Source organism: Novosphingobium aureum, from assembly GCF_015865035.1.
GTDB classification, from domain to species: domain Bacteria; phylum Pseudomonadota; class Alphaproteobacteria; order Sphingomonadales; family Sphingomonadaceae; genus Novosphingobium; species Novosphingobium aureum.
This window is the reverse complement of sequence record NZ_JADZGI010000001.1, coordinates 1,787,233-1,813,042: the sequence shown is the minus strand read 5'-3', so window position 1 is coordinate 1,813,042 and position 25,810 is coordinate 1,787,233. Positions and strand designations below refer to the sequence as shown.

The 25,810-nt window shown below is 65.6% G+C and carries 25 protein-coding genes; 10 read left to right on the top strand and 15 right to left on the bottom strand.

The features are described 5' to 3' along the window. Window position 1: 1 nt before the first annotated feature. From I5E68_RS08610 to I5E68_RS08600, 3 genes are all read right to left on the bottom strand, one after another. Window positions 2-652 (bottom strand): XrtA/PEP-CTERM system exopolysaccharide export protein, encoded by a 651-nt coding sequence (locus tag I5E68_RS08610; RefSeq protein WP_228726893.1) that lies wholly within the window; start codon window positions 650-652, stop codon window positions 2-4. 177 nt (window positions 653-829) lie between these two features. Next, the gene (locus I5E68_RS08605; protein WP_197162935.1) at window positions 830-2,068 is read right to left on the bottom strand and encodes a pyridoxal-dependent decarboxylase, exosortase A system-associated; all 1,239 of its coding nucleotides are present in this window, start codon (window positions 2,066-2,068) and stop codon (window positions 830-832) included. Further along, complete coding sequence (locus I5E68_RS08600; protein ID WP_197162933.1) at window positions 2,065-3,651, bottom strand: acyl-CoA ligase (AMP-forming), exosortase A system-associated; 1,587 nt, start codon at window positions 3,649-3,651, stop codon at window positions 2,065-2,067. Before I5E68_RS08600 ends, I5E68_RS08605 begins: the two co-directional genes overlap by 4 nt. Before the next feature lie 36 nt (window positions 3,652-3,687). On the opposite strand from I5E68_RS08600, the gene I5E68_RS08595 reads away from it, so the two are divergent. Genes I5E68_RS08595 through I5E68_RS08580 form a run of 4 tightly spaced genes read left to right on the top strand, consistent with a single transcriptional unit; the run spans window position 3,688 to window position 6,555 of the window. Continuing rightward, entirely contained in the window at window positions 3,688-4,704 is a 1,017-nt protein-coding gene (locus tag I5E68_RS08595) for a GNAT family N-acetyltransferase (RefSeq protein ID WP_197162930.1), read from the top strand. A 41-nt stretch (window positions 4,705-4,745) separates the two neighbouring features. Further along, window positions 4,746-5,024, top strand: coding sequence for a phosphopantetheine-binding protein (locus tag I5E68_RS08590; protein ID WP_197162928.1), 279 nt, complete (start codon window positions 4,746-4,748; stop codon window positions 5,022-5,024). Continuing rightward, complete coding sequence (locus I5E68_RS08585; RefSeq protein ID WP_228726892.1) at window positions 5,021-5,728, top strand: alpha/beta hydrolase family protein; 708 nt, start codon at window positions 5,021-5,023, stop codon at window positions 5,726-5,728. Before I5E68_RS08590 ends, I5E68_RS08585 begins: the two co-directional genes overlap by 4 nt. Next, on the top strand, window positions 5,725-6,555 hold the full coding sequence (locus I5E68_RS08580) for a hydrolase 1, exosortase A system-associated (RefSeq protein ID WP_197162926.1): 831 nt from the start codon (window positions 5,725-5,727) through the stop codon (window positions 6,553-6,555). Before I5E68_RS08585 ends, I5E68_RS08580 begins: the two co-directional genes overlap by 4 nt. Window positions 6,556-6,559: 4 nt before the next feature. Here the strand turns inward: I5E68_RS08580 and trxB are convergent, their stop codons facing one another. After that, entirely contained in the window at window positions 6,560-7,531 is a 972-nt protein-coding gene (gene trxB, locus I5E68_RS08575; RefSeq protein ID WP_197162924.1) for a thioredoxin-disulfide reductase, read from the bottom strand. Window positions 7,532-7,726: 195 nt separating this feature from the next. On the opposite strand from trxB, the gene I5E68_RS08570 reads away from it, so the two are divergent. Next, entirely contained in the window at window positions 7,727-8,602 is an 876-nt protein-coding gene (locus tag I5E68_RS08570) for an alpha/beta fold hydrolase (RefSeq protein ID WP_197162922.1), read from the top strand. 419 nt (window positions 8,603-9,021) lie between these two features. On the opposite strand, the gene I5E68_RS08565 is transcribed toward I5E68_RS08570, so the two are convergent. The 4 genes from I5E68_RS08565 to I5E68_RS08550 form a co-directional block, all read right to left on the bottom strand. Beyond that, entirely contained in the window at window positions 9,022-9,192 is a 171-nt protein-coding gene (locus tag I5E68_RS08565; protein ID WP_197162920.1) for a hypothetical protein, read from the bottom strand. A gap of 523 nt (window positions 9,193-9,715) precedes the next feature. Beyond that, window positions 9,716-10,555 carry an S-formylglutathione hydrolase gene (fghA, locus tag I5E68_RS08560; RefSeq protein WP_197162918.1) on the bottom strand — a complete coding sequence of 280 codons (840 nt, stop codon included), beginning with the start codon at window positions 10,553-10,555 and terminating at the stop codon, window positions 9,716-9,718. 4 nt (window positions 10,556-10,559) lie between these two features. Next, complete coding sequence (locus tag I5E68_RS08555; protein ID WP_197162917.1) at window positions 10,560-10,937, bottom strand: VOC family protein; 378 nt, start codon at window positions 10,935-10,937, stop codon at window positions 10,560-10,562. Window positions 10,938-10,951: 14 nt separating this feature from the next. After that, window positions 10,952-12,064, bottom strand: a complete 1,113-nt coding sequence (locus tag I5E68_RS08550) for an S-(hydroxymethyl)glutathione dehydrogenase/class III alcohol dehydrogenase (RefSeq protein WP_197162916.1) — start codon at window positions 12,062-12,064, stop codon at window positions 10,952-10,954. Window positions 12,065-12,178: 114 nt separating this feature from the next. On the opposite strand from I5E68_RS08550, the gene I5E68_RS08545 reads away from it, so the two are divergent. Next, the gene (locus I5E68_RS08545) at window positions 12,179-13,066 is read left to right on the top strand and encodes a LysR family transcriptional regulator (RefSeq protein ID WP_197162915.1); all 888 of its coding nucleotides are present in this window, start codon (window positions 12,179-12,181) and stop codon (window positions 13,064-13,066) included. On the opposite strand, the gene I5E68_RS08540 is transcribed toward I5E68_RS08545, so the two are convergent. Next, on the bottom strand, window positions 13,063-13,545 hold the full coding sequence (locus tag I5E68_RS08540; RefSeq protein WP_197162914.1) for a GNAT family N-acetyltransferase: 483 nt from the start codon (window positions 13,543-13,545) through the stop codon (window positions 13,063-13,065). The two genes, I5E68_RS08545 and I5E68_RS08540, sit on opposite strands and share 4 nt — an antisense overlap. Window positions 13,546-13,586: 41 nt before the next feature. Continuing rightward, window positions 13,587-13,988, bottom strand: a complete 402-nt coding sequence (locus I5E68_RS08535) for a winged helix-turn-helix transcriptional regulator (RefSeq protein ID WP_197162913.1) — start codon at window positions 13,986-13,988, stop codon at window positions 13,587-13,589. Between the two features lie 106 nt (window positions 13,989-14,094). Here I5E68_RS08535 and I5E68_RS08530 point away from each other — a divergent pair, with 106 nt between their 5' ends. Then, a complete protein-coding gene (locus I5E68_RS08530) occupies window positions 14,095-14,841 on the top strand; it encodes an SDR family oxidoreductase (RefSeq protein WP_197162912.1) in 747 nt (248 codons plus the stop codon). Window positions 14,842-14,859: 18 nt separating this feature from the next. Here the strand turns inward: I5E68_RS08530 and I5E68_RS08525 are convergent, their stop codons facing one another. Continuing rightward, on the bottom strand, window positions 14,860-16,023 hold the full coding sequence (locus tag I5E68_RS08525; RefSeq protein ID WP_197162911.1) for an isovaleryl-CoA dehydrogenase: 1,164 nt from the start codon (window positions 16,021-16,023) through the stop codon (window positions 14,860-14,862). A gap of 251 nt (window positions 16,024-16,274) precedes the next feature. On the opposite strand from I5E68_RS08525, the gene I5E68_RS08520 reads away from it, so the two are divergent. Continuing rightward, the gene (locus tag I5E68_RS08520) at window positions 16,275-17,015 is read left to right on the top strand and encodes a DUF2238 domain-containing protein (protein ID WP_197162909.1); all 741 of its coding nucleotides are present in this window, start codon (window positions 16,275-16,277) and stop codon (window positions 17,013-17,015) included. Between the two features lie 22 nt (window positions 17,016-17,037). Here I5E68_RS08520 and I5E68_RS08515 read toward each other — a convergent pair whose 3' ends face one another. The 4 genes from I5E68_RS08515 to I5E68_RS08500 form a co-directional block, all read right to left on the bottom strand. Further along, entirely contained in the window at window positions 17,038-17,811 is a 774-nt protein-coding gene (locus I5E68_RS08515) for an enoyl-CoA hydratase/isomerase family protein (RefSeq protein WP_197162907.1), read from the bottom strand. 324 nt (window positions 17,812-18,135) lie between these two features. Beyond that, complete coding sequence (locus I5E68_RS08510; RefSeq protein WP_228727111.1) at window positions 18,136-19,260, bottom strand: pyridoxal phosphate-dependent aminotransferase; 1,125 nt, start codon at window positions 19,258-19,260, stop codon at window positions 18,136-18,138. Between the two features lie 146 nt (window positions 19,261-19,406). Continuing rightward, window positions 19,407-20,222: a sulfite exporter TauE/SafE family protein gene (locus tag I5E68_RS08505; protein ID WP_197162903.1), complete on the bottom strand. Its 816-nt coding sequence runs from the start codon at window positions 20,220-20,222 to the stop codon at window positions 19,407-19,409. A gap of 129 nt (window positions 20,223-20,351) precedes the next feature. Beyond that, window positions 20,352-22,988, bottom strand: a complete 2,637-nt coding sequence (locus I5E68_RS08500) for a TonB-dependent receptor plug domain-containing protein (protein WP_197162901.1) — start codon at window positions 22,986-22,988, stop codon at window positions 20,352-20,354. 400 nt (window positions 22,989-23,388) lie between these two features. Between I5E68_RS08500 and I5E68_RS08495 the strand changes: the two genes are divergently transcribed. Together I5E68_RS08495 and I5E68_RS08490 are read left to right on the top strand one after the other, a co-directional pair. After that, complete coding sequence (locus I5E68_RS08495; protein ID WP_197162899.1) at window positions 23,389-24,054, top strand: response regulator; 666 nt, start codon at window positions 23,389-23,391, stop codon at window positions 24,052-24,054. Between the two features lie 84 nt (window positions 24,055-24,138). After that, a complete protein-coding gene (locus I5E68_RS08490; protein ID WP_197162897.1) occupies window positions 24,139-25,806 on the top strand; it encodes a sensor histidine kinase in 1,668 nt (555 codons plus the stop codon). Window positions 25,807-25,810: the final 4 nt, after the last annotated feature.

Sequence of the window (25,810 nt, the reverse complement as noted above, 5' to 3'; positions counted from 1 at the left end):
ATCAGAACATGCTTTCGGGGATGATGATCACGTCCCCGGGCGAGAGCATGACATTGGCCTTGCTGTCGCCTTCCTTGAGCAGGTCGCCCAGACGCAGCTTGTATTCCTTCTGCTTGCCGCTGGCCTTGTCGAAGCGGATCAGGCGCGCCTTGTTGCCCGCCGCATATTCGGAGAGCCCGCCCACCGCGATCATCGCGTCGAGCACGGTCATGTTCGCGCGGTAGGGGATCGAGGCAGGCTTCTCGGTCGCGCCGACGATACGGATCTGCTGGCTGAAGGTGCCCGAGAACGAGTTGACGATGACCGAGACGAGCGGATCCTCGATGTACTGCGAGAGCTGCAGGCGAATGTCCTGAGCGAGCATCGAGGGGGTCTTGCCGACCGCAGGCATGTCAGTGATCAGCGGCGTGGTGATGCGCCCGTCGGGTCGCACCTGAACCTTGGCGCCGAGCTCGGGATTGCGCCACACGAAGATGGTGAGGTCGTCGAGCGGGCCGATCACGTATTCCTCGCCGGGCCCCTCCTGCATCGCGACGAAGGTCGCGGGCGGGAGTTCGGGCGCGGCATTCGTGGCACAACCGCCCAGCGCCAGGCTGGTCGCACCCAGTACGGTGCAGACAGAGGCGATACGGGCAGCACGGTTCTTCGACATCGACAATTCCCTCATTCCACGACCCTTGCCGTGGGCTGCGTGCACGACCTCGGGCGAACCCGTAGTCAGCGCAGTGCAATTCACTGTGCTTTATCCAGAAAAAGGGTGAACATTGCGTTAGCCGTGCCCGCTAACCGACGCACGCACCAATTTCGGCACGGTGCCCGAAAGATCGTGTCAGTCGTTCGTCCCGACGAGCATTTCGTGCGCTGGCCCCTGCCCGAGGAACGAGGCCGGGCTGGCGCTCGCGCCGTAGGCCCCGGCGCAGAACACCGCGACGAGGTCCCCTGGCTCCGCACGCGGGAAACCGCCCTTGTCGGCGAGCTTGTCGAGCGGCGTGCACAGGCACCCCACGATGGTCGCTTCCTCGTCGACGGGCGCGCCGAAGCGGGTGGCGATGGCCGAGGGGTAATTGCGGCGCACGACCGTGCCGAAGTTGCCCGAGGCGGCAAGCTGGTGGTGCAGCCCCCCGTCGGTGACGAGGAAGACTTCGCCGTGGCTGAGCTTGCGGTCGATCACCCGGGCTATGTAGACGCCGGCCTCGCCGACCAGATAGCGGCCCAGCTCGATGCAGAACTGGGTCCCGGCCAGCACCTCGGGCAGGCTGACGAAGCGCTCGGAGAGCCGGGCGCCCACCTCTTCGACGTCGACCGGTGCGTCGCCCGGGAAATAGGGGATGCCGAGCCCGCCGCCGAGATTGCAATGCGGCAGGGCGACGCCGGCCTCCTGCGCAAGCTGCGCGGCGAGGTCGAGGGCCTGACCTTGCGTGTCGGCGATGGCCGCCGCGTCGAGCGCCTGGCTGCCCGCGAAGATATGGAAACCGCGCCAGTCTGCCCCGCTCGCGACGACGCGGCGCACAAGCGCGGGCACGCGCTCGGCATCGACGCCGAACGGCTTGGCCCCGCCGCCCATCTTCATGCCCGAGCCCTTGAGGTCGAACGCGGGATTGACCCGGATCGCGAGGCGCGGGCTCACCCCCAGACGCTCGGCAATCGCGATCGCGCGCTGCGCCTCGCCCTCGGACTCGAGATTGAGCGTGACCCCTAGGGCAATCGCGAATTCGAGTTCGGCATCGCGCTTGCCCGGTCCGGCAAAGCTGACCCGCGCGGGATCGATACCCTGCCCGGTCACGATGGCCAGCTCTCCGCCCGAGGCGATGTCGAAGCCGTCTACCAGCCCATCCATGCGCGCGAGCAGCGGCGCGAAAGGGTTGGCCTTCACGGCGTAATGCAGCGCGAGCCGCTCGGGCATTGCGGCACGCAGGCGTGCAATCGTCGCCTCGACGATGGCCATGTCGTAGAGAAACAGCGGCGTTGTACCCGACTGCTTGACCCAGTGCGTGACCGGCTTGCCGCCAACCGCGAGCACCCCGTCGATGGCCGAGAAAGCCTCGGGAATGGGGCCAAGCGCCTTCATGCCTCAGTCTCCTTGGCGAGCTTCGCCGCGATCTCGTTCGCCAGCCCGGTGCGGTCGAGCTTGCCATTGGGGCTCGTGGGCATGGCATCGCGCCAGTGGATGGCCCTTGGCTGCATGAAATTGGGCAATTCGCGCATGAGTCGTCGTGGCAGCTCGGCTCCGGCCTCCTCACCCTCGACACCGGCTGCGGGGCGCACGACGAGGTGGATCGCCTGTCCCAGCCGCGCATCGGGCAGGCCAAGCGCAACCGCCTCTGCAGCGAGCCCGGTCGCGACCACCGCGTCCTCGATCTCCTGCGGGCTGATGCGGTTGCCTGCGCTCTTGATCATCGCGTCGCGCCGCCCGACGAAATAGAGCAGGCCGTCCTGCGCGCGGCGTACCCTGTCGCCCGACCAGACTGCCGTTCCGCCATAGCGCGAAGCGGCGGGTGCGGGCCGGTAACGCTCGGCGGTGCGCTCGGCATCACGCCAGTATCCTTGCGCGACGAGCGGGCCGCAATGGACCAGCTCGCCCTCCTCGTCATCGCCGGCGACTTCGCCTGCATCGTTGATCACCAGCACTTCGGCATGAGGCACCGCGCGCCCCATCGAGGTGGGATGGGTATCGACGAGAGCGGGATCGAGATAGGTCGAGCGGAAGGCCTCGGTCAGGCCGTACATCGGGAAGAGGCGCGCTTCGGGGAACAGGGCACGCAGCTTTGCAACGAGATCGACGGTGAGCGCGCCCCCGCTGTTGGTCAGGCGCCGCAGCCTTGCAGCGGTCTCGGCAGGCCAGTCCAGCTCGGTCAGTTGCACCCACAAAGGCGGGACCGCAGCCAGCGTGGTGATGGCGTGGCGCTCGACCGCCTTCACCACGTCACGCGGTAGGAGGTAGTCGAGCGGGACCACGCAGCCTCCCGCAAGCCAGGTCGAGAACAACTGGTTCTGTCCGTAATCGAAGGCGAACGGCAGCACCGCGAGCGTGCGGTCCTGCGCTGCCATGTCGAGGTAGTCGGCCACGCTTGCCGCGCCCAGAGCCATGTTGGTATGGCTGAGCATGACCCCCTTGGGGCGTCCTGTAGAACCGCTGGTATAGAGGATCGCGGCCAGGGTGTCGGGATCGGCATCGGAGGGGCCAAGACTGCCGGTGCAGGCCGCGACCTGCGCCATGACTTCGGCTTCGCCCTGCGTGCGGCAGCCATCGGGCACATCGCCCTCGCCCAGCGTGGCGAGCCGCGAAGGCGTTGCGATCAGGAGTTCGGCGCCGCTGTCGGCGAGGATATGCGCCACCTGCGCATGCTTGAGCAGCGGGTTGACCGGCACGTGCACGAGCCCTGCCCGCGCCGCCGCGACCGGCAGCAGGCAGGTCAGCTCGCCCTTTGCAGCCCAGCTGGCGACGCGTGCGCCCTTCGTGGGCAGCATCGCCGCAAGCCATGCCGCCATGCGCGCGACACGCGATCTTAACGCGGCATAGTCCAGTGTCCCATCGCGCAGGACCAGTGCATCGGCCTCGTCCGCGCCGTGCAGCACGACATGATCGAGCGGCAGTGACGCAGATGAGGCAGGTGCGGCAGCATTTTCGGCATTGTCGGCTGGGCCGCGCATGGGCAAAGTCAGGCTCCGCGAATTCGGGAAGGTATCTTGATCCAGATCGCTTATCACTCCGATCTTAAGGAAGTCCATTCCCGCAAGGCGCTCGAGGCCCTGCTCGAACACAGCGAAGCGCGCGCGCCGTTCGACCGCTTGTGGTGGTGGCAGGGGCTTGCCGAGCATTGCGGCCTCGCCCCGGTCCTCGCGGTTGCCTCGCAGGGCGGCGAGCATGCGCTGCTTCCGCTCGCGGGCAAGGGTGGCCACCTCATGGCCCTTGGCAACTGGTACAGCTTCCGCATTCGGCCGCTACTCGATGGCAGTCCTGCGCTGCTCGAGGCTCTGGCGGGCGACCTTGCGCGCTATGCGCACCGCGTGACGCTCTCGCCCATGCCCGACGAGGACGGCAGCGCATCACTGGTGGAAGATGCCTTTCGCAAGGCCGGATGGCTGGTCCGGCGCGAAGCTTGCGACGTCAATCATGTGCTCGACCTCAGGGGCCGCGACTATGCCGCCTATATCGCCGCGCGCCCGGGACGCCTGCGCACCACGCTCAAGCGCAAGGCGCCCAAGGTCACAACGGTAGTTCACGACCGCTTCGACCGCGATGCCTGGGACGACTACGAGGCGATCTATGGCGAGAGCTGGAAGCCCGCCGAGGGTTCGCCAGCCTTCCTGCGCGCCTTCGCCGAGGCCGAGGGGCGCGCCGGGCGGCTGCGGCTCGGCATCGCGCGCTCGGCCTTCGACAGCCACGGCCCGGCCATCGCCGCGCAATTCTGGACCGTCGAGGGCGGAACGGCGTGGATCCACAAGCTCGCGCACCGCGAAAGCGCGGCCGATCTCTCGCCCGGCTCGGTGCTGACCGCCGCCATGATGCGCCAGGTGATCGATGCCGACGGGGTCGACCTCGTCGATTTCGGCACCGGCAACGATCCCTACAAGCGCGACTGGATGGAGGCGGTGCGCCCGCGCTACCGGCTCGACATGATGCGCCCCTTCTCGGCCCGCAACTGGCCGGTAATGGGACGCGGGGCCTTGCAACGCCTTGCCGCAATTGCGAAGCGCGGCTAGAGGCGCTCGAAACCAGAGCCGTAGTGCCGACCGAGGGGCCCATGCAAGAGACGACCGACCAGCTTCTGCGCAGCATCCTGACCGATGTGCTCGGCCTCGAGCAGGGCCAGGCCGAAGGCTTCGATGCCGATACAGGCCTGTTCGGCCATCTGCCCGAACTGGACTCGATGGCCGTTGCCGGACTGCTGACCGAGATCGAGGACCGCCTCGACATCGTCATCGACGACGACGAGATCGATGGCGAGATGCTCGAGACCTACGGCGGGCTGCTCGCCTTCGCCGAGGCCAAGCGTCCCGGGCCCCAGCAAGCCGACGCATGACGCAGGCGGCCAGCGTCCCGGCTGCGGTGATCGGCCCGGTCACCTGGAACTGCCCGGCGCGCGGCGCGGCCCCTTCTCCCGAACTGGCACTCGTCTGCGATCGTAGGCGCGCCTCGCGTCTGCTGATCGTGCCTGCGCTCTTCGACGAGAGCAATCGCATGCGCCGCTTCGCCGCCGATCTCATGCGCGCGCTTGACCGGCGCGGGATCGACAGCTTCCTGCCCGACCTGCCCGGCTGCAACGAGAGCCTGCGCGAGTCCGCAGGCGTGACCCTGCCCGACTGGCACGCCGCGATGGCCGAAGCAGCGCGCCATTTCTCGGCTAGCGCGACCCTCGGTATCCGTGGTGGCTGCCTGCTGACGCCTCCGGGCCTGCCCGCGTGGCACTACGCACCGGCCAAGGGATCGGCGATCCTGCGCCAGATGCTGCGTGCACGCCTCCTTGCCGCACGTGAGGCGGGACGCGAGGAGAACCGCGAGGATCTCGAGCACACCGCTCGCGCCTCCGGAATTATCCTTGGCGGTCATATTCTTGGGCCAAGTTTCTACAGCGAATTCGAGGAAGCTGGACCGACAATCCCTGCCCATCCAATTGCGCAGGCGCAACTTGGCGGGGCGGGCCTGTGGCTGCGCGCGGAGCCGGGCGATGATTGCAAACAGGCAGAGACGCTGGCCGACCTACTGGCGCAAGGCCTCGCGCAATGATCCGCGAGCACCTGACTTTCGCCTGCGAGGGCGCAACGCTGGTCGGTACGATCGACCGCCCCGAAGGCGGAGTGCTCAGTGCCACCACGGGACTGCTCATCGTCTCGGGCGGAAACGAGACGCGCGCGGGCGCCTGGAACGGTCAGGCTCGCCTCGCCGCGCGTCTCGCCAAAGCAGGACACGCGGTGCTGCGCTTCGACAGGCGCGGCGTGGGTGACAGCGAGGGCGAGAACCGTGAATTTCGAAACAGCGCACCCGACATAGGGGCCGCCATCGAAGCCTTTCGCGCGGCCTGCCCCGGCCTTGCCCGGATCGTGGGCATGGGCAATTGCGATGCCGCGAGCGCGCTCATGCTCGGCGGCGGCTTCGGGCTCGACGCGCTCGTTCTCTCGAACCCCTGGACCATCGATGCGCAGGAAAGCGAGGAAGAGGCCCCGGTGGAAGTCCTGCGCGACCATTACCGGCGCCGTCTCACCGATCCGGTCGCGATCAGGCGACTGCTTCGCGGACAAGTCCCGATCCGCGCCCTCGCGCGCAGCCTAGTCGCGATGGCGCGACGGTCCGGCGCTCCGTCAGGTCCGGAAGGTCTGGCCGCCGAGATCGCGGCAGGCATTGCCGACTACACCGGCGACATAAGGTTTCTGCTTGCAGGGAGGGACCGCACTGCCCTCACCTTTGCGGCGAAGTGGGACAAGCGCGATGCACGCATCCGCACCTGTCCCGATGCCACGCATAGCTACGTAGAGCCCGAGGCCTTCGCCTGGCTCGAGACGCAGGTGCTCGAGGTGCTCGAGGGCCAGCGCGCGAAAGCGACGCGCTGGCCCTGAACGCTCAGTACTGGACGGTTTCGGTGACGCCCGCGAAGTCGCGCTCTGCGAGGTAGCGCTCGGCATCGAGCGCGGCCTGGCAGCCCATGCCCGCCGCCGTAATCGCCTGACGGTAGATGTGATCGCACACGTCACCCGCCGCGAAGACGCCCGGAACGTCGGTCTTGGGCGTGCCCGGCGTGACCAGCAGGTAGCCGGTCTCGTCCATTGCCAGCTTGCCCTTGAACAGCTCGGTCGCGGGCGCGTGACCGATGGCGACGAAGGCACCGTCGGTCTCGATCTCGCTGGCATCGCCGGTGACCGTGTCGGTCAGCGCGAGCGCGCGCAGCTCGCCGTTCTCGCCCGCGAGGAAGCTGTCGACCTTCTTGTTCCACAGCACCGAGATCTTGGGATTGGCCTCGAGGCGGTCCTGCAGGATCTTCTCCGAACGCAGCGAATCGCGGCGGTGGATCAGAGTCACGTCGTCAGAGTGATTGGTGAGGTAGAGCGCTTCCTCGACCGCGGTGTTGCCACCGCCGATCACCACGACCTTCTTGCCGCGGTAGAAAAAGCCGTCGCAGGTCGCGCAGGCCGAAACGCCCTTGCCTGAAAGCTCCTGCTCGCCGGGAACGCCCAGCCACTTGGCCTGCGCGCCCGTGGCGATGACGAGGGTGTCGCCCTCGTAAGTGTCGCCGCCGTCACCGGTAGCGACGAAGGTCTTGCCCGAGAGATCGACGTTGGTGATCGTGTCCCACATCATGCGCGTGCCGACGTGCTCTGCCTGGGCCTGCATCTCCTGCATCAGCCAGGGGCCCTGGATGACCTCGCGGAAACCGGGGTAGTTCTCGACGTCGGTGGTGATGGTGAGCTGGCCGCCGGGCTGCAGCCCCTGCACCACGATCGGCTCGAGGCCGGCGCGCGCGCCGTAGATGGCCGCGGAAAGCCCCGCCGGACCCGATCCGATGATGAGCATGCGGGTCTTGTGGTTGGTGGCCATGTCTTGTCTCCGGGTGAAACGCTGTTCGTCAAAAGTCAGGCCGCGAGATAGGGGCAAGTGCCCCGGTTTGCCAAGCCGCGAGCAGCGAGGTTTTGGTTGATGAACCCAAACCAGCGCTTTCGCCGGGGCGAAGCTGGCATGTCCCCAACCATCGGACGATTGACCCCGGCCTCCCGGCACCCCACCTGTGGTGTCATGGATTCGCAACTCGGCCCGACCTCGAACCGCTTCATTTCCCAGCGCCTTCGCCTCAACTACGTCGATTGGGGCAATGCCGAGGCGCCGCTGCTGATCCTCCAGCACGGCGGGCGCGATCATTGCCGCAGCTGGGACTGGGTTGCGCAGGAACTGCGTCACGACTGGCACGTGATCTGCCCTGACCTGCGCGGCCATGGCGACAGCGAATGGTCGGCCGAGGGCCACTACGGCATGGACGCCTACGTCTACGATTTCGCGCAGCTGGTGCACACGCTCGGCGATCCCGAGGTGACGATCGTCGCGCATTCACTGGGCGGCGCGATCACCACGCGCTACGCCGGACTGTTCCCCGAGCGCGTCGCGAAGTTCGTCAATATCGAGGGACTGGGCCCCGGCCCCCAGCACCGGCGCGAGGCCGAGGAGCGCGGCGTCTCGGGGCGGCTGCACAAGTGGATCAACGACAAGCGCAAGGCCTCGGCCCGAACACCGCGCCGCTACACCACGCGCCGCGCGGCCTACGAGCGCATGAAGGCGGAAAACACCTTCCTCACGGACGAGCAGGCGCGCCATCTCACCATCCATGGGGCAAGCCGCAACGAGGACGGGACCTGGAGCTGGAAGTTCGACAACTACGTCAACGTCTGGTCTGGATCGGACCTGAGCGGCGACGAGATCGAGAGCCTGTGGCGTGCCGTTACCTGCCCGACGCTATTCCTGTGGGGCAAGGACAGCTTCGCCGACAGTCCGGCCAGCGACGGCAGGCTCGATCATTTCCCGACCGCCAGACTGATAGAGTACGAAAACGCCGGGCACTGGCTTCATCACGACCAGTACGAGCGCTTCATGCAAGATGTCAGGGATTTCCTTGGCTGACAGTGGAAGCCTGTTCGGCTGCCGTGGCCTCTTCGTCGAAAGGGGATGCAAAGGCGCCCATGGCGGCAAGCAATGCGGCAATGACCAGTGGCATCACGAGGCCTGCTAATCGCGACGAGCTTTCGCTCTCGTCATCGCGGCGCTGACGCAAACGGCCATTTCGAATTCGCGCGTCACCCTCAGGCCGGGAACGGCCTTGCGCGTTGCGAGAAAGTGAAGGGTTTTCCGAGTGCATGAAACCATAACACACCAATAAACCATGAGTTTCCGTCGCTAGAGCAACAGGCCGCATCAAAGCCACCTGCCGCCTTACGCAACGGTAGCCGAGCGCGAGGGCCCAGCTTCACTTCTTTGGATCAGGACCCGATCGCGGTCAGGAGGGCATCCGTTCCCCCGGACCGCGACCCGAAGCGCTCTGTTTATTGCAGGACGAAATAACCCAGGACAGCCCAGCAGGCCGCGCTAAGCGCAATGGCCACGAGCAATCCGCGCGCGTCGTGCTCGGTACCGCCGTCCTCGAGACGCTGCGCTGCGTAGACCCGATCCATGGTGGCATCGGACATGTCGAACTTTCTGTTGGCGACCTTCATTTCACATCCTCATCAACCAAACCGGTACGCGGCATGCTCCTTTCGAGGTTTCTGCCTTAAGCACCGGGCATCCAAATTGGCCCGGACCGACCGTTGCAGCGTGACGCCGTCTCATGGGGTCGCTTCCGATGCCCTGATGTATAACAAGATTACCGATGAATATCCAGATAGACCTTTTGCTAGGCTCAGGATTTCGAGAAACCGCAATTTTAAGCAATAATACACTATATGCGCGATAATATGCGTCTCAAAAGTGTAATAACCACTGCCCGGCGTTAACCAACTTTTCGCACTGCAAAAACCTGCCGACCGCCTGAAAAGTGTGCCGTTCTGACGCAACCCGAGGCGCAAAGCCTAACCGCGTGCTGCAAGGCACCAGCGAAAGACGGATCGCTGCTGCACCTGCGGCATGAACCGCAGGCGCGCCCGCCTCCTGCGGCTCCGCGCATAGGGCAGACGGCAAAAACCCGCGAATCACATGCGTGATTCGCGGGTCTTCATTTCGGGACCTCGAAGGTGTCGCTCAGGTGGCCAAGCGCTCAGCGTGCCAGGCGACATGCTCGGCCATGAAGCTCGAGATGAAGTAGTACGAATGGTCGTAACCTGCCTGCATCCGGATCGTGGCGGGCTGCCCGGCCTTCTCGCATGCCGCGACGAGAAGCGGCGTGCGCAGCTGCTCCTCGAGGAAGCCGTCGGCATCGCCCTGATCGACCAGCAGGTCGGCAACGCGCGCACCGTCCTCGATCAGCGCGCAGGCATCGTATTCGCGCCATGCCGCCTTGTCGCCACCGAGATAGCCGCCCAGCGCCTTCTCGCCCCATGGGCACGCCAGCGGCGAGACGATGGGCGAGAAGGCGCTGACCGAACGGAAGCGCTCGGGATTGCGCAACGCGATGGTGAGCGCACCGTGCCCGCCCATCGAGTGCCCGGTGATCGCCTGGCGATCCATGTCGACCGGGAACGAGGCTGCCAGCAATGCGGGCAGCTCGCTCTCGATGTAGGAACGCATGCGGAAGTTCGCCGCCCAGGGCTGCTCGGTGGCGTCGACGTAGAAGCCGGCGCCCTTGCCGAAGTCGTAGCCTTCGTCGTCGGGCACCTCGTCACCACGCGGGCTGGTGTCGGGCGCCACGAAGATCACGCCGTGCTGCGCGCAGGCCTCGCGGTACTCGCCCTTTTCAGTGACGTTGGCATGAGTGCAGGTGAGCCCCGAGAGGTACCACAGCACCGGCAGGGTCTCGCCCTCGGCGTGATCGGGCACGAAGACCGAGAAGGTCATGTCGGTGCCGGTCTCGGATGAGCGGTGCTTGTAGACGCCCTGGGTGCCGCCGTGGCTGCGGTTCGTGGAGATGGTCTCGAGGCTCATGCGATCAGGCCGCTACGTGCCACAGGCAGATCTTGTTGCCGTCCGGGTCGCGCAGGTAGGCGCCGTAGCTGCCCGGGAAAGCCGCGCGCGGACCGGGCTCGCCATCGCAGGCCCCGCCATTGGCGATACCAGCCTTGTAAGCCGCATCGACCACCTCGGGGCCGCTCGCCCTGAGGCCGATGGTCCCGCCGTTGGCCCAGGTCGCAGGCTCGCCGTTGGCCGGGGTGCCGACGATGAAGGCCGCGCTGCCGTCAGTGTAGTAGGTCGCCGCGCCGTCCTTGATCTCGGTGCCCGCAGCGTGGCCGAGGCCCGCCATCACCGCATTGTAGAAAGTGCGCGCCGCGGCGGGATCGTTGCTGCCGACGAAGATGTGCGAAAACATGGCTGTGATGCTCCTTAGTAGACGACGACCGAGCGGATGGATTCGCCCGCGTGCATCAGATCGAAGCCCTTGTTGATTTCTTCAAGCGAAAGAACGTGCGTGATCATCGGATCGATCTCGATCTTGCCGTTCATGTACCAGTCGACGATCTTGGGCACGTCGGTCCGGCCCTTGGCGCCGCCGAACGCGGTACCCTTCCATACGCGCCCGGTGACGAGCTGGAACGGACGGGTCGCGATCTCCTTGCCCGCTTCGGCCACGCCGATGATGATGCTCTCGCCCCAGCCGCGGTGGCAGGCCTCGAGTGCGGTGCGCATGACATTGGTGTTGCCGGTGCAATCGAAGGTGTAGTCCGCACCGCCATCGGTCATCGCGACGATCTTCTGGACGATCTCGTCGTTGCTCATGCCCTTGGTGTTGAGGAAGTCGGTCATGCCGAACTTGCGGCCCCATTCCTCGCGATCGGGGTTGATGTCGACGCCGATGATCATGTTCGCACCGGCAAGCCGCGCGCCCTGGATCACGTTGAGGCCGATGCCGCCCAGACCGAAGACGACGACGTTGTCGCCGACCTGCACCTTGGCGGTGTTGGTCACCGCGCCGACACCCGTGGTCACGCCGCAGCCGACGTAGCACGAGGTCTGGAACGGTGCGTCCTCGCGGATCTTGGCGACAGCGATCTCGGGCAGGACGGTGAAATTCGAGAAGGTCGAGCAGCCCATGTAGTGGAAGATCTGCTGGCCCTTGTAGGAGAAGCGGCTGGTGCCGTCGGGCATCAGGCCCTTGCCCTGCGTCGCACGGATCGCGGTGCACAGGTTGGTCTTGCCCGAGAGGCACGACTTACACTGGCGGCATTCGGGGGTGTAGAGCGGGATCACGTGATCGTCCGGCTTCACGCTGGTGACGCCCGGGCCGACCTCGCGCACGATGCCGGCGCCCTCATGACCGAGGATCGAGGGGAAGATCCCTTCCGAATCGAGCCCGTCGAGGGTGTAGGCATCGGTGTGGCAAAGGCCGGTGGCCATGATCTCGACGAGAACCTCGCCCTCCTTGGGGCCCTCGAGGTCGACCTCGACGATTTCCAAGGGCTTCTTCGCCTCGAAGGCGACGGCGGCACGGGTCTTCATGAGCATGTCTCCTGTAGTTGGGGAGCCTTCTAGCGCCTTGCCAGATTGACGTGAATGGGGTTCTTGGGCAAAGCATTATAACAATACGGGGATAATGACGACGACAGGGAATTCATGGCAGGCGCCTGGGACGGCATCGAGGAATTCGTGAGCGTGGCGCGTGCGGGCAGCTTCACCGCGGGGGCGCGCAGCTTCGGCGCATCGGTCACGCACATGAGCCGCGCGGTGGGCAGGCTCGAAGCGCGGCTGGGCAACCAGCTGTTCCACCGCACCACCCGCTCGCTCAGCCTGACCGAAGCCGGGCGACACTTCCTCGAGACCGGTGCGCGCCTGATCGCCGAGCGCGACGATGCCATCGCCGCGATGAGCGCAAGCGCCAGCCCGCGCGGGCACTTGCGCATCACCTGTTCCTACACGCTGGGCGAGCAGTTCATCGGTCCGATCCTGCGCGGCTATGCGCTGGACTACCCCGAGATCTCGGTGACCTGCGACCTCGACAACGACGTCGTCGACCTCATCCGCGACGGCTACGATCTGGCAATCCGGACCGGCCACCTCGAGGATTCGCGTCTCGTCGCGACCCGCGTCGCCTCGCGCGCGATGGTCACCGTGGCCGCGCCCGCCTATCTCGAAGGGCACGGCACACCGCAGCGCATCGCCGATCTCAAGGGCCATGCCTGTCTGGTGGGCTCGAGCAGCCTGTGGCAGTTTGCGCGGGGCGAGACCTTCCGGCCCGAGGGTCGCTGGAAGGCCAACAGCGGGATCATGGTCCTCGAGGCCGCGCTCGAAGGCATGGGCCTGTGCCAGTTGCCGCGCTTCTACGCCGCGCCGCACCTTCAGGACGGAAGCCTGCGCGAAGTGCTGGCGAGCGAATGCCCCGAGGACGAGCCGATCTGGGCGGTCTATCCGCGCCCCAAGCATCACTCTCCCAAGATCTCGACATTGGTCGAGAGGCTGCGCGCCGAACTCCAGCCGCGCCTTGCCGGCGCACCGCTCAGCTAAAGGCTGCGGTACATGACGAGGGCATCGACCAAGCCGATCCCGGGCTGTTCGAAGGCGCCGGGAAGCCGGCCCACCACGCTGAAACCCAGCCGCTCCCACAAGGCAATGGCGCGCAGATTGGTGCTCACCACGAAGTTGAACTGCATCGCGCGGTAGCCTTGCGCGCGAGCCTCTTCAAGCGAGTGCTCGCACATCGCGCGCGCAATGCCCCTGCCCGCTACCGCGGGTCGCACCATGTAGCCGCAATTGCACACGTGCGCGCCGCCGCCGGGCTGGTTGGTGCGCAGGTAATAGGTTCCGAGAACCTCGCCCCCCGCTTCGGCGACGAAGGTCTGCCGGTCCTCCCCCAACCAGTAGCCGAGCGCCCCCGCCTCGCCCATCTGCGGGTCGAGCGCGTAAGTCTCGCCCGCCTCAATGACGGGCAGGATGATGGCGGCAATCGCGGCGGCATCGCGCGGGGTGGCTCGGCGGATCAGCATGACGGGGCTGCTAGCCGCTTCAGTGCCCCGGCGCCATGCCGTTAGGCTTCCTCCCTTGCGGCATAGTCGGAGCGGGCCTGCTCGATGGCAGCGCGATTGCGTTCGGCCCAGAGCCAGACCCCGCAGAAGGCCTCGCTCAGTCCGAGCCCCATCTCGGTCAATGCATATTCGACCTTGGGCGGAACGACCGGATAGATCTTGCGGGTCACGAGCCCGTCGCGCTCCATCGCGCGCAGGGTCTGGGTCAGCATCTTCTGGCTGATCCCCACGCATTCACGGCCGAGTTCACCGAAGCGGCAGGTACCCTTTTCGGTGAGCACCTCGATCAGCAACATTGTCCACTTGTCGGCGACGCGGCCGATGATCTCGGTGACGAGCCGGTCGAGCTCGGGGTCGGTTTCGGGCAGGGACTGGAGATGATCACGCATGGATTGTGCCGTCATTTCAACATGCTCTCTTTTAGGTAAGTATAATTCTTTTAGGTGCCTACTTTCGCAAAGGTAGCATGGAGAGCATCTCCTGACGACACGAAACCAGGAGCATCCCCCCATGCAGTTCACCCATCGCAAGATCCTCATCACCGGCGGCAACTCGGGTATCGGCCGCGCATTGGCCGAGGCGCTCGCCGGCCACGCCAACACGTTGATCGTGACCGGTCGCAACGAGACGACTCTAGGCGAGACACTGGAAGCAAACCCGGGCATGCACGGCTACAGGCTCGACGTGACCGATCCCGCAGACCTGGCCGCCTTTCCCGGCCGCGTGCTCGCCGATCATCCCGATCTCGACGCGGTAATCCTCAATGCCGGGATCATGGAACCCGAGAACTACGCCGCCGATACGGTGTCGACCGAAGTTGCCGACCGCATCATCGCGACCAACCTCACCGCGCCGATCCATCTCGCCGCAGCCTTCCTGCCGCACCTGCGCGCACGGCCCGAGGCGGCTCTCGTCACAGTATCCTCGGGGCTCGCCTTCCTCCCACTGGTACGTACGCCGACCTATTCGGCGAGCAAGGCCGCGATCCATTCGCTCAGCCAGACGCTGCGCCACCAGCTGCGCGAGACTTCGGTGGCAGTCCACGAACTGGCCCCGCCCGAAGTCGCGACCGAGCTGACCCCGGGCCAGTCGCAGCGCGAGAGCGCCCTTCCCCTTGAAGACTTCATCGCCGAAGTAACCGCAATCATGACCGCGCCCGAAGTGCCCGACGAGATCCTCGTCGAGCGCGTGGGCTTCCTGCGCCACGCCGAGGCGCAAGGCGAATTCGCCAAGCGCTTCGCCATACTCAACGGGTGACGCTCGGGGGCGGAGCGGTCAGCCCGCCCCGATGAGCTCGCGCCCGATCAGCATGCGGCGGATCTCGTTGGTTCCTGCGCCGATGTCGAGCAGCTTGGCATCGCGCAGGTAGCGCTCGACCGGCCAGTCCTTGGTATAGCCCGCGCCGCCCAGCGCCTGGACCGCCTCGCCCGCGACGCGAAAGGCGCTCTCGCTTGCGAGCAGGATCGCGCCGGCTGCGTCGAAACGGGTCGTCTGGCCTGCATCGCAGGCGCGCGCCACGGCGTAGACGTAGGCGCGCGCCGACTGGAGCGCGACATACATGTCCGCGACCTTGGCCTGCATCAGCTGGAAGGTGCCGATCGCGGTGCCGAACTGCTTGCGCTCACGCACATAGGGAATGACCGTGTCGAGGCAGGCCTGCATGATGCCCAGCTGGAGCCCCGCAAGCACCACGCGCTCATAGTCGAGGCCGCTCATCAGCACCTTCACGCCGCCGCCCAGCGGGCCCATGACGTTTTCCTCCGGCACGAAGCAGTCGTCGAAGACCAGCTCGCAGGTCGGCGAGCCACGCATGCCCATCTTGTCGATCTTCTGGCCGATCGAGAAGCCGGGCATGTCCTTCTCGACGATGAATGCGGTGATGCCCTTGCTGCCAGCGGAAGCGTCGGTCTTGGCATAGACCACCAGCGTATCGGCCTCGCTGGCATTGGTGATCCAGAACTTGGTGCCGTTGAGGCGATAGCCGCCCTCCACTGCGTCGGCGCGCAGCTTCATGCCCACCACGTCGGAACCTGCGCCCGTCTCGGACATGGCAAGGCTGCCGACATGCTCGCCCGAGATCAGGCCCGGCAGGTACTTCGCCTTCTGGGCATCGCTGCCCCAGCGGCGGATCTGGTTCACGCACAGGTTCGAATGCGCGCCATAGGAAAGTCCGACCGAGGCCGAGGCGCGGCTCACTTCTTCGACCGCGATGACGTGCTCTAGATAGCCGAGGCCGATGCCGCCCTGTTCCTCCTCGACGGTGATGCCGTGCAGGCCCAGTTCGCCCATCTCGCTCCACAGTTCGCGCGGGAACCAGTCCTCTGCATCGACGCGGGCGGCAAGCGGCGCGATGCGCTCGTCAGCGAAGCGCGCGACCGTCTCGCGGATCATCTGCGCGCTCTCGCCAAGCGCGAAGTCGAAATCGGGGGTAGCCTTCATCTGCAATCCTTTCACGGCCCGTCGTTGCGGGCCCCTCTCATCCATTAAAGCCTTCATGGGCCTTGTTGTTCTCGTCAGGCATGCGGAACCCGCCGCCCGGGCGCCGGTTTCACGAGGAAGCCGCGCCAATGCCCGCGCACATCAGGCACGCGTGCGCCGCCGTCAAGCGCCCGCTTGCGAACGTGGCCCGAACGCGCGTCCTTTTCCAACGGGGTCGCAATCGCCCCCCAGCCGTGACAGGATCGAGCGCGATGAAGGACCAGCAGATCGCCCCGCACCAGCCGGACAACGAAGCGCAGAGCGAAGAGCCCCTGCATGCCCCGCCCCGCATACAGGTGCTGGTGACCTATGGCTTTCTCGTGGTGATGGCGGCCGAGCTCGTCACTCTCGTGATTTCCAGGCAGTGGCCGCACGTATTTCTCGTTGCGGGACTGATGGCCGTCATCGCGCTGCCGATCAGCTTCCAGCGCCATCTCGTCGCCAATATCCCGGTCGAGATCCAGATCTTCACCGTGGCCTTCATCTTCGCCACGCTGTTCCTCGGCGAAGTCGGCGACTTCTACGAGAAGTTCTGGTGGTGGGATCTGGTTCTGCACACCAGTTCGGGCGTGCTGCTGGGGCTGCTGGGTTTCCTCGTGCTCTACCTGCTCAACGAATCCGAGACCGTCAGCCTGCACATGCGCCCGCTGTTCCTCGCGTTCTTTGCGTTCTTCTTCAGTGTCGGACTGGGTGCTATCTGGGAGATTTTCGAGTTCTCGATGGACCAGCTTTTCGGCATGAACATGCAAAAGGAAATGCTGGGCGACCCTTCGGGCCTGACCGACACGATGTGGGACCTCATCGTCGACACCACCGGCGCGCTGATCGCCAGCCTCGTCGGGCTGTCCTACATGCTCAGCGCAAGACGCGAGGGTCGGCGCGACTGGCTGCAGCGCTTCGTCGCGCGCTATCCGCGCTTCTTCGGGAGCCAGACCGCAAGCGACCGAAGCTGACCTGCCCTGGGCCGGCCCGCTCTCAGCTGCCGGTAAAGTTCGCCGGACGCCGCTCGAATACCGATGCCACACCCTCGGCATAGTCGGCAGTGGTGCGCAGCGCTGCCTGCTCGGCATGTTCGCGCCGCATCGCTGCCGCAGCCGCCTTGGCCATGCCGTCGGTCAGCGTGCGGCGCACAGCGAGCAGCGCCAGCGGCGCATTGTCGGCGATCTCGTGGGCCATGGTCCGCGCGGCCTCTTCGAGGTCGCCATCATCGGCGAGCCGGTCGAGCAGCCCCCAGTCGAGCGCCTGTTCGGGCTTGATCCGCTGCGAGGACATCATCATCCAGCTGGCTCGTTGCTCTCCTAGCAGGCGGGGCAAGGTGTAAGTCAGCGCGAAGCCGGGATGAAAGCCGAGACGGGTGAAATTGGCCGCAAGCCGCGTCGTCGCATCGCCGATACGAAAATCGGCGGTGAGTGCGAGCCCAAGCCCGGCCCCGACCGCCGCGCCCTGCACCGCCGCGACCATCGGCTTGCGCCTGCGGAACAGGCGTTCGGCCTGGCCGTAGAGCTGCGCGATCGTGGCCATGCCCCCGGAACCTGCGATCTTCTCGTCACCGGCCAGATCGGCACCGGCGCAGAACGAACGTCCCTGCGAGCTGAGCAAGGTGCACCGCAGCCTGGGATCGTTGTCGACCTTGTAAACGGCGTCGGCGATCTGACGCAGGAGGTCGGGGCAGGCGAAGTTGTGCGGCGGCTTCGAAAACGTGATCCTCGCCAGCGGCCCGTCGCTCTCGAGACTAACCGAAATCGTCATGCGCCCATTGCTCCTGCCTTGAATTGCCTCGCACCGCCTGCGGTCACTATGCCACAGCCGGACATGGCAGGACAGGCTCGGAGCACCGATTTCAGCGGCTTGCCATCAAGGACATCCGCTCTTCGGACAATCGGCGAGGCACCCGATGCTTTCATCAGTTGCGAAAAAGGACCCGAAGGCATGAAGCCTACGGGTCCCTTTCCAGAACAGCTGCCCGCAGTAGCGAGCGCTGCGGGCCCAGTTGCTATCCGGGCCGGAACAGTCCCCTCGCCGAAGGAGAGAAACGAGGGAACGCCAGCCTGCGCGTCATGAGCCCCCGGCCGGTCAGGCCATGAGGATCTTGTCGAGGGCGAGGCAGAACTTCTGCATCTCCTCCATCGAGCCAACGGTAATGCGCGATGCCTGGGGATAGGCACTCCAGCCGCGGCCGATCTGCACGCCCTGATCGAGGAAGGCTGCCATCATTTGCTTGGGCGTCTTGTCCTTCCACTCGACCATGAACATGTTCGCGTGGCTGCCCGGGATGACCTTGAGGCCGCGCTTTTCGACATGGGCGGTGGCATAGTCGCGCGCGGCGATCATCTCGTCGGCGCGAGCCTTGATCTCGCTTGCGAGCGGGACCGAGGCCGTGCCGCAGGCGACCGCGGTCATCGGCAGCATGTTGGTCACCTGGCCGCCATCGTAGCGCATCATCTTCTCGTGAAGCGAAGGCGCCGCGAAGGTCAGCCCGAGGCGCATGCCGGCCATGCCGAACAGCTTGGAGAAGGTACGCATGACCAGAACGTCGTCGCGTTCCACCGCAAGCTTCGCCGCGCGCGGCGTCTCGGACCAGTGGATGTAGGCCTCGTCGATCAGCAGCACCGCGTCCTTGGGCTTGTTCACGGCCAGCCACTCGATATCCGCGATCGGGGTGATCGTGCCGGTCGGGTTGTTGGGCGAGCAGATGTAGTAGAGCCCGGCATTGGGATCGGCGGCGAGCATTGCCTTGACGTCGTGGCGGTAGTCGGCGGTCAGTGGAACCTTGGTCACCTTGGCGCCGATGTAGTCGCCGGTGCGCCAGATCGATTCGTAGGTCGGGTCGGCGGTGACGATGCCGCGGGTGGGCGAGGCAAAAGTGACGGGGACGCGCGCGAGCGGGTCGCTCGAGCCCGGCCATGCGAGGATACGCTCGACCGGTACGCCCTCGACCTCGGAGACCGCGGCGAAGAGCTTGGCGTGCTCGTCGTCCGGCTCGTAGCGGTTGCCTTCGGAAACGATCTTCATCGCCGCCTGCGCACCGGCGGGCAGCGGCCCGGTCCAGCACTCGTTCGAACCGATCCGCACGGCGCCTGCTACGGCCTTGGCCGACTGCTGTGCGAAAGCGGGCGAAGCTGCGCCGGCAACGGCGACGGTGCCGCTCAGCAGCGCCGCGATCTTGCCCAGCGAGCGGCGCGAATAGCCACGGCGCATGAGATCGGCATTGAACGCGTCCTGGTTGGCATCGGTGCCCACGGGGGCTGCGAGAGTTTCGGTGACGAGGTCGGACATGGGATGCAACTCCTGATAATTCTCTGGGAGGTGATGTCGTGGCGAGGGGAAATTCGCGTGGCCGGGCATCACACCTTGACCGCGCTGCGGTACATGATCAGCGCGACGAAGATGAGGTAGACACCGAAGGTGCGCTTGAGCGTCTTTGGTTCGAGCGAGTGGGCCGCTGCCACGCCGAGCGGCGCGGTGATCAGCGACATCGAGGAAATGGCAAGGACCGCGGGCAGGTTGACGAAGCCGACCGAGCCCCAGGGCAGCCCCTGCTCCTTCAGGCCGATGATGGCGAAGCCGATGGCACTGGGCACCGCGATCAGCGTGCCGACACCCGAGGCCGTGCCCACCGCCTTGTGGATGGTGCGCCCGCACATGGTCATCACCATGATCGCGATCGTGCCGCCACCGATGCCGAGCAGCGAGGAGAAAACGCCAAGCCCGCCCGAAATGCCGACCCGGACGATACCGCCGGGCATGTGATCTGAGAGCACCAGCCGCGAGAGGTGCGGGAGCAAGAAGATCATAGACATGAGCAGGACGCCCGTGGCGAAGACCAGCTTGAGGAAGGTGCCGTCGACGAAGTTGGCGAGCATCACGCCCAGCACGTCGCCGATGACGATCCAGGGTGCCCAGCTCTTGAGCACCTCGAAATCGACCGATCCGCGCTTATTGTGGCTCAATACGGAGCGGATCGAAGTAATGATGATGGTGGCTGCCGAAGTACCGATCGCGACGTGGGCATACTGCGCATGATCGCCGCCGAGCAGCGGGAGCATGATCAGCAGCGCCGGAACGACAACGAAGCCGCCGCCGATGCCGAAGACACCGCCGGCGAAACCCGCAGCGAGCCCCGCCGCCAGCAGTCCGATTACGGGAATAAGCCAATCCATCGACTCGAACACTATCATTACTCCACTAGATCGGACTTCAATTTTATGACGTCTGCACAATTTTGATGATTTGCGAAAAAACGGGCGCCCCTCCCGTAGACTGACAGAGGCGCCCGAGTTGCCGTAGGATCAGAACTTCACGCCAACCCTGGCGTACCAGAAGCCACCGTTGATGCCGAAGGGGCCACCGCTCGAGGGGTAGACCAGGCCGTTCGAGAGGCTGTTGGTAAGGACGTAGATCGGGTTCTGTGCCGAAGCCTCGATCTTGTCGGGATAGTTGTTGAAGACGTTGGTCGCGCCGACCGCGAGGGTGAAGCGCTCGTCGAAGGTGTAGCTGGCCTCGATGTCGGTGGTGAATTCCGAACCGAAGGTCTGGCCCGGGAACTGCTGCTGGTTCTTGAAGGACGAGTAGAAGTTCTCGCGCGCCATCAGCGCGAAGTCGCCGAAATTGTAGCCTGCGGAGAAGGTCGCACGGTGCTGCGGGTTGAGCCGCTCGATGTCGATCTTCTGGTTTTCGCCGATCACGTCGGTGTCGTAATCGGTGACCTTGGTCTTGTTGTAGTTGTAGGCGAGCGTCAGGTTAAGCAGGCCTGCCCCGAGACCGGTCTTGTAGGTACCCACGACGTCGACGCCGCTGGTACGCGAGTCGTAGCCGCTGGTCGGGTACTGGACGTCGCCGCCCTCGCCCACCGCGAGCAGCGCGGGCTGCAGTGCGATGTCCTCGGCAGTGACCGAGTAGGTCTGCGAGACACCGATACGGTCACGCAGCTCGATGATGTAGCCATCGACCGTAAGCGTGAAGCCCGAGACCGGGGTGAACACGAAGCCGAGACCGTAGTTGGTCGACTTCTCCGGCTTGAGCGGGGTCGCGCCGAAATACTGCGAGATCGCGCTCGAGGTCGGATAGGTACCCGTCTGGACCTGGAGGCCGTTGGTGAACGAAGTGGTCAGGATCTGGACGTTGTCCTGGCCCGGCGACGGAGCGTGGAAGCCGGTACCCACGGTACCGCGTACCGAGAGGCTCGGGGTCACGCGCCACAAGGCGTTGATCTTGCCCACGGTCGCACTGCCGAAGGTATTGTAGTGCTCGTAGCGGCCCGCTGCGCCTAGCGTGAGCGCGTCGGTAACGTCAGCCTCGACGCTGAGGTAACCGGCATATGCGTTCTGCGAGTAGCTGCCTGCCGCATCGGGGCTGGTGCCACCGTAGCCACTCGCGCCCGGCGACATCGACACGGTCGAATCGTAGGCGAAGACACCCGGTGCGGTCTCAACGTAGAGATCCTGGGAGGTGTAGGGCCCGAGGCCGTAGCTCTGCTCGTCGCCCTCGGTCGCGGTGTAGACCTCGCGGCGGTATTCGGCGCCGAACGCGATCGTGATCGGGCTCGCGAGTCCGGCATCGAGCGCATAGGTGAAGTCGGCGTTGTAGTCGAACTCCTCCTGGATCAGCTTGCCGAAATAGAAATCGGTCTGGCTGTCGGGGCCATAGCTCGCGTTGAGCGAGTTGAACATCGAGAGCTCGAGCTGGTTCTTGGCGGTCGAGGCCGAGATGTTGAAGGTGAAATCGTCGCTCAGGTCACCCTTCCAGCCGACCACGCCGTAGGCCTGGTCCTTCACGCCGACGAACATCGGGGTGAAGCCTGCGGGGTAGAGATCGGTGAACGAGAAGGTGTTGTCGTCGAGGACGTAGCCGCCGCTCGGGCAGGTCGCATTTCCGGTCGGGCACGATGTCAGGTAGATCGGATGGCCGAATGAGCTGTTGCGGCTCTGGTTGCGGATCTCGCCGGTCGTCGTCTCGGCCGGGAAGGTATAGGGCGGGCGATAGTTGAAGCTCTGGACCTTGCGCTCGTGGGCGAAGTTGCCGAAGGCGTAGATCTGGCTGGTGTCAGTAATGTCGTAGTGGGCGTTGAAAGTCGCCTTCCAGCCCTTCGCCGGGGAGTTGCCGTAGATCTGGACCGGCCCCGGATAGTTGGGCAGCTGGTCTGCGAGATCGGGGTAGGTGTCCGCGAAGATCACCGCGCTGGGGCGGGTCTCGTTACGGATGGTGCCGTCGTCCTTGTTCCATTCGCCGGCAACGCCGATGAAACCGCGCTCACCGATGTTGAAGCCGGCATAGCCAGCGATCTGGCGGCTCTTGCCGTCGCCGCCGCCATCGTAGAACTGCCCGTAACGGCCCGTGAGCTCGAAGCCTTCGTCCTCGCGCAGGGTGTAATTGATAACACCGGCAATCGCGTCCGAGCCATATTGCGCGGTCGCGCCCTCGCGCAGGATCTGGAGGTTGCCGAAGGCGATCGAGGGCAGAACCGAAAGGTCGGCACCTTGGGAAAGCGCGTTGGTGTCCGAAGGGGCCACCTGCACCAGCGCCGAACGATTGAGGCGCTTGCCGTTGATCATGACCAGGGTCATGTCGCCCGGAAGACCGCGGATCGAGGGGGCGCGCACGAAGGTCGAGGCGTCGGCGATGGTGTTCTGCCCGACGTTGAAGCTGGGCACGATGTTGCGAAGAACGTCGAGCATGTCGCCGGCAGGCTGGCTGGCGAGTTCCTCGGCGCCGATGACGTCGACCGGCGAAGCAGAATCGGTGATCGAGCGGTCGGTACGGCGCGTACCCAGCACGACGATCGATTCAGCCGCCTCGGCGATGGCATCGGCAGAGGTTGCCGGTGCGCCAGCGGACTGTGCAAGCGCGGGCGAGGCGACACCGAACATGGATGCCGCGCCGAGTGCGATCTTGATGGCAGCGAGCGATGTAGAATCCCTGAACTTCATTTTATCAAGCCCCCTTCGGATGGATTACAGCTCCTCTGAACAACCCCTCCCGGGCAATTCCCTCATGAAATGAGTATGTTTTTCATACTTTTGCATTTGACGACCAAAGCCCGGGCACGCCGACCGCTATGCTTGGAGCAAACCCTGTCGCGGCTCTGGCGAAACCCGTCCGGACCTTCGTCGTGTCATGGAGGCTAGGTGCGGCGACCTGTCATCAAGCTGTCACTGCCGGCACCTTTCCAAAAAGAAACTGGCGCCCGGCGACAGATTGATGACAGGTTCTTGCCCAACACTCGCGAATCGATAATAAATCGGTCGCAACAGCCAAATGCCCTGAGGGGGGCAGGCGGCGATCTCATGCAGGGAGCGGATGCCTCAACTCGTTACGGGGAGTGAGTTGATGCGTGTGCTGATCGTAGAAGATGACTGCAGCCTCGCGCGCGGCATGGAAGGTTCCATGGCTTCGGCGGGCTTCGCGCTCGATCGCGTGTCGAGCGGCGAGGAAGCGATCGAGGTCGCCCTGTGCGAGCCTTACAACCTGATCGTCCTCGACCTCGGCCTGCCCGACATGGACGGCCTCGAGGTGCTCTCCACGCTGCGCCGCAAGGAAGTGCAGACGCCGATCCTGATCCTCACCGCGCGTCACGCCGTGAACGACCGGATCGAGGGCCTCGATCGCGGCGCAGACGACTATCTCACCAAGCCGTTTCACCCACGCGAGCTTCAGTCGCGCGCCCGCGCGCTCGTGCGCCGCGGACTGGGTACGCCCGACCCGGTACTGCGTGTCGGCCCGCTCAGCCTCGACCGCTCGACCCGCACCGTCGCGATCAACCAGTCGATCGTCGAACTGCGCCGCCGCGAGCTCGCCGTCCTCGAGACCCTGATGGGCCGCCCTGGCAAAGTCGTGACGCGCGAATGCCTGACCGCCGAGGTCTTCAACTTCTCCGACGCGGTCGCTCCCAACGCTCTGGATGTCTACGTCGGCCGTCTGCGCCGCAAGCTTGGCGATGCCAGCCCCTCGATCCGCACCATCCGCGGCCTCGGCTACATGCTGGAGGGCAATTGACGCCCTGCCCGCCGAATGCCCGGCGCATCACCGGCGCGATGACGCGAGGATGACCGCGCTTCGTCACGGCGGGAACCGGTCCCGATGAAATCGATGCGAGCCCGCCTCACCGCGGCGGTGATGATGCCGCTGCTCGCGCTGGCGCTGACCTTCGGCGGGATCACCTGCTGGATGATCCATCGCACCTTCTCGACCACGGCCGACCGCATCCTCGTCGGCTCGGCCACGACCCTGAGCCGGGCTATCGTCATCGACGATGGAGGGCGCACGGGCTTGGTGCCGATGGCACTGGACCTGCTGCGCGGGCGAATCACGGAAAGACCGGTCTACAGCGTCTATCAGGGCGAGAAGCTGCTTGCCGGGAACCCTGACCTTCGCCCCCCTGAGGACTACAGGCGCAAACCGGCCCCTGACCGCGGGGCCGACGCCAAGCCGCTGCACGAGCCTGCCAGCTTTCCGCGCGGCTACCGTGTTCCGGCGCTGATCGACGGCTATTCCTCGGACGAGGCGGTCAGCGGCCTGATCCAGCCGACCTACCTGCACGACGGCGTGCTCGGAGGTCGCCCGGTCCGCATTGCCACCGAGATCCGGTACTTGTCCGACAGGGACGAGACCATCGTCGTCCAGGCCGCCGACTTCCTCGACGATCGCGAGGCCTACGAGCTCACCTACTACTTGCGCGTAGGCGGTGCGGGCGTGCTGGTGGCGATGATCGCCCTGCTGCTGTTCTATGGCGCGATCACCTGGGGACTTGGCCCCTTCGCCTCGCTCACCGCACAGATCGAAGCCGCCCGGCGCCACCCCGGCAGCAACGTGCGCGTGGCCCTCGCCGAGGAGGATCCGCTCGAGGCGCGGATGCTGGGCCAGGCCTTCAACGACCTCATGGCGAGGACCGAGCGCGCCATCGATTCGCTGCGCCAGTTCACCGCCAATGCCTCGCACCAGTTGCGCACCCCCCTCGCGATCATGCGCGTCCACGCCGACGTACTGGCGCGCTACGGCCCGGGCACCCGTCAGGGCGACACCGCCCTTTTCGACATCCTCGCCGCCGTCGAATCGCTCGATCGCCTGCTCACCCAGCTCATTGCGCTCGCCCGCATGGACGAGCAGGCCGGAGACGATCGCGCCCATGTCCAGATCGATCTCGTGGCGATTGCTGCCGATGCGGTGGCTACCCGGGTCACCCATCCCGATGCTGCGCGCATGGATGTCGGTTTCGAGAGTGCTGCCGCCACTCTCCCCGCCCTCGGCAATGCGATGCTCGCCGCCGAGATCGTGAGCAACCTGCTCGACAACGCGATCCGCTACAACCGCGAGGACGGCGCGGTCACGGTCCGCGTGCTGGAACGCGGCGGTCACCCGGTGATCGAGGTCGAGGACGATGGTCCCGGTATCGGGCGTGCCGACCGGGAAAAGGTCTGGGAGCGCTTCTACCGCGCACCCCTGCCCGGCGGTCCGTCGGGCAGCGGACTGGGCCTGCCGATCGTGCGCGCGCTGGGAGAGCGCATCGGCGCAACGATCAGCCTCGAGGACGGACGCGAGGGACGTGGACTGCGCGCAGTGGTCGTCTTTGCACGGACGCTCCCCTCCGACGGCGATACCGCTAGCGACTTCCCCGAGATCGACGACGATTTCCCCGGCGACATTACGAATACCCGGTACCCACGCGTCGAGACCGTGGAGCAGGCTTCAAGACCCGATGCGGACAGCTGCGCAAATTTCGTCAGACCGCGCCAGACGACAGCTTGCTGACAGA

What these genes read in the sequence shown, in the direction of transcription:
- I5E68_RS08610 (WP_228726893.1), bottom strand. Translation starts at nt 652, where the DNA reads ATGTCGAAGAACCGTGCTGCCCGTATCGCCTCTGTCTGCACCGTACTG.
- I5E68_RS08605 (WP_197162935.1), bottom strand. Translation starts at nt 2,068, where the DNA reads ATGAAGGCGCTTGGCCCCATTCCCGAGGCTTTCTCGGCCATCGACGGG.
- I5E68_RS08600 (WP_197162933.1), bottom strand. Translation starts at nt 3,651, where the DNA reads ATGCGCGGCCCAGCCGACAATGCCGAAAATGCTGCCGCACCTGCCTCA.
- I5E68_RS08590 (WP_197162928.1), top strand. Translation starts at nt 4,746, where the DNA reads ATGCAAGAGACGACCGACCAGCTTCTGCGCAGCATCCTGACCGATGTG.
- I5E68_RS08585 (WP_228726892.1), top strand. Translation starts at nt 5,021, where the DNA reads ATGACGCAGGCGGCCAGCGTCCCGGCTGCGGTGATCGGCCCGGTCACC.
- I5E68_RS08580 (WP_197162926.1), top strand. Translation starts at nt 5,725, where the DNA reads ATGATCCGCGAGCACCTGACTTTCGCCTGCGAGGGCGCAACGCTGGTC.
- trxB (WP_197162924.1), bottom strand. Translation starts at nt 7,531, where the DNA reads ATGGCCACCAACCACAAGACCCGCATGCTCATCATCGGATCGGGTCCG.
- I5E68_RS08570 (WP_197162922.1), top strand. Translation starts at nt 7,727, where the DNA reads ATGGATTCGCAACTCGGCCCGACCTCGAACCGCTTCATTTCCCAGCGC.
- I5E68_RS08565 (WP_197162920.1), bottom strand. Translation starts at nt 9,192, where the DNA reads ATGAAGGTCGCCAACAGAAAGTTCGACATGTCCGATGCCACCATGGAT.
- fghA (WP_197162918.1), bottom strand. Translation starts at nt 10,555, where the DNA reads ATGAGCCTCGAGACCATCTCCACGAACCGCAGCCACGGCGGCACCCAG.
- I5E68_RS08555 (WP_197162917.1), bottom strand. Translation starts at nt 10,937, where the DNA reads ATGTTTTCGCACATCTTCGTCGGCAGCAACGATCCCGCCGCGGCGCGC.
- I5E68_RS08550 (WP_197162916.1), bottom strand. Translation starts at nt 12,064, where the DNA reads ATGAAGACCCGTGCCGCCGTCGCCTTCGAGGCGAAGAAGCCCTTGGAA.
- I5E68_RS08545 (WP_197162915.1), top strand. Translation starts at nt 12,179, where the DNA reads ATGGCAGGCGCCTGGGACGGCATCGAGGAATTCGTGAGCGTGGCGCGT.
- I5E68_RS08540 (WP_197162914.1), bottom strand. Translation starts at nt 13,545, where the DNA reads ATGCTGATCCGCCGAGCCACCCCGCGCGATGCCGCCGCGATTGCCGCC.
- I5E68_RS08535 (WP_197162913.1), bottom strand. Translation starts at nt 13,988, where the DNA reads ATGACGGCACAATCCATGCGTGATCATCTCCAGTCCCTGCCCGAAACC.
- I5E68_RS08530 (WP_197162912.1), top strand. Translation starts at nt 14,095, where the DNA reads ATGCAGTTCACCCATCGCAAGATCCTCATCACCGGCGGCAACTCGGGT.
- I5E68_RS08525 (WP_197162911.1), bottom strand. Translation starts at nt 16,023, where the DNA reads ATGAAGGCTACCCCCGATTTCGACTTCGCGCTTGGCGAGAGCGCGCAG.
- I5E68_RS08520 (WP_197162909.1), top strand. Translation starts at nt 16,275, where the DNA reads ATGAAGGACCAGCAGATCGCCCCGCACCAGCCGGACAACGAAGCGCAG.
- I5E68_RS08515 (WP_197162907.1), bottom strand. Translation starts at nt 17,811, where the DNA reads ATGACGATTTCGGTTAGTCTCGAGAGCGACGGGCCGCTGGCGAGGATC.
- I5E68_RS08510 (WP_228727111.1), bottom strand. Translation starts at nt 19,260, where the DNA reads ATGCGCCGTGGCTATTCGCGCCGCTCGCTGGGCAAGATCGCGGCGCTG.
- I5E68_RS08505 (WP_197162903.1), bottom strand. Translation starts at nt 20,222, where the DNA reads ATGGATTGGCTTATTCCCGTAATCGGACTGCTGGCGGCGGGGCTCGCT.
- I5E68_RS08500 (WP_197162901.1), bottom strand. Translation starts at nt 22,988, where the DNA reads ATGAAGTTCAGGGATTCTACATCGCTCGCTGCCATCAAGATCGCACTC.
- I5E68_RS08495 (WP_197162899.1), top strand. Translation starts at nt 23,389, where the DNA reads ATGCGTGTGCTGATCGTAGAAGATGACTGCAGCCTCGCGCGCGGCATG.
- I5E68_RS08490 (WP_197162897.1), top strand. Translation starts at nt 24,139, where the DNA reads ATGAAATCGATGCGAGCCCGCCTCACCGCGGCGGTGATGATGCCGCTG.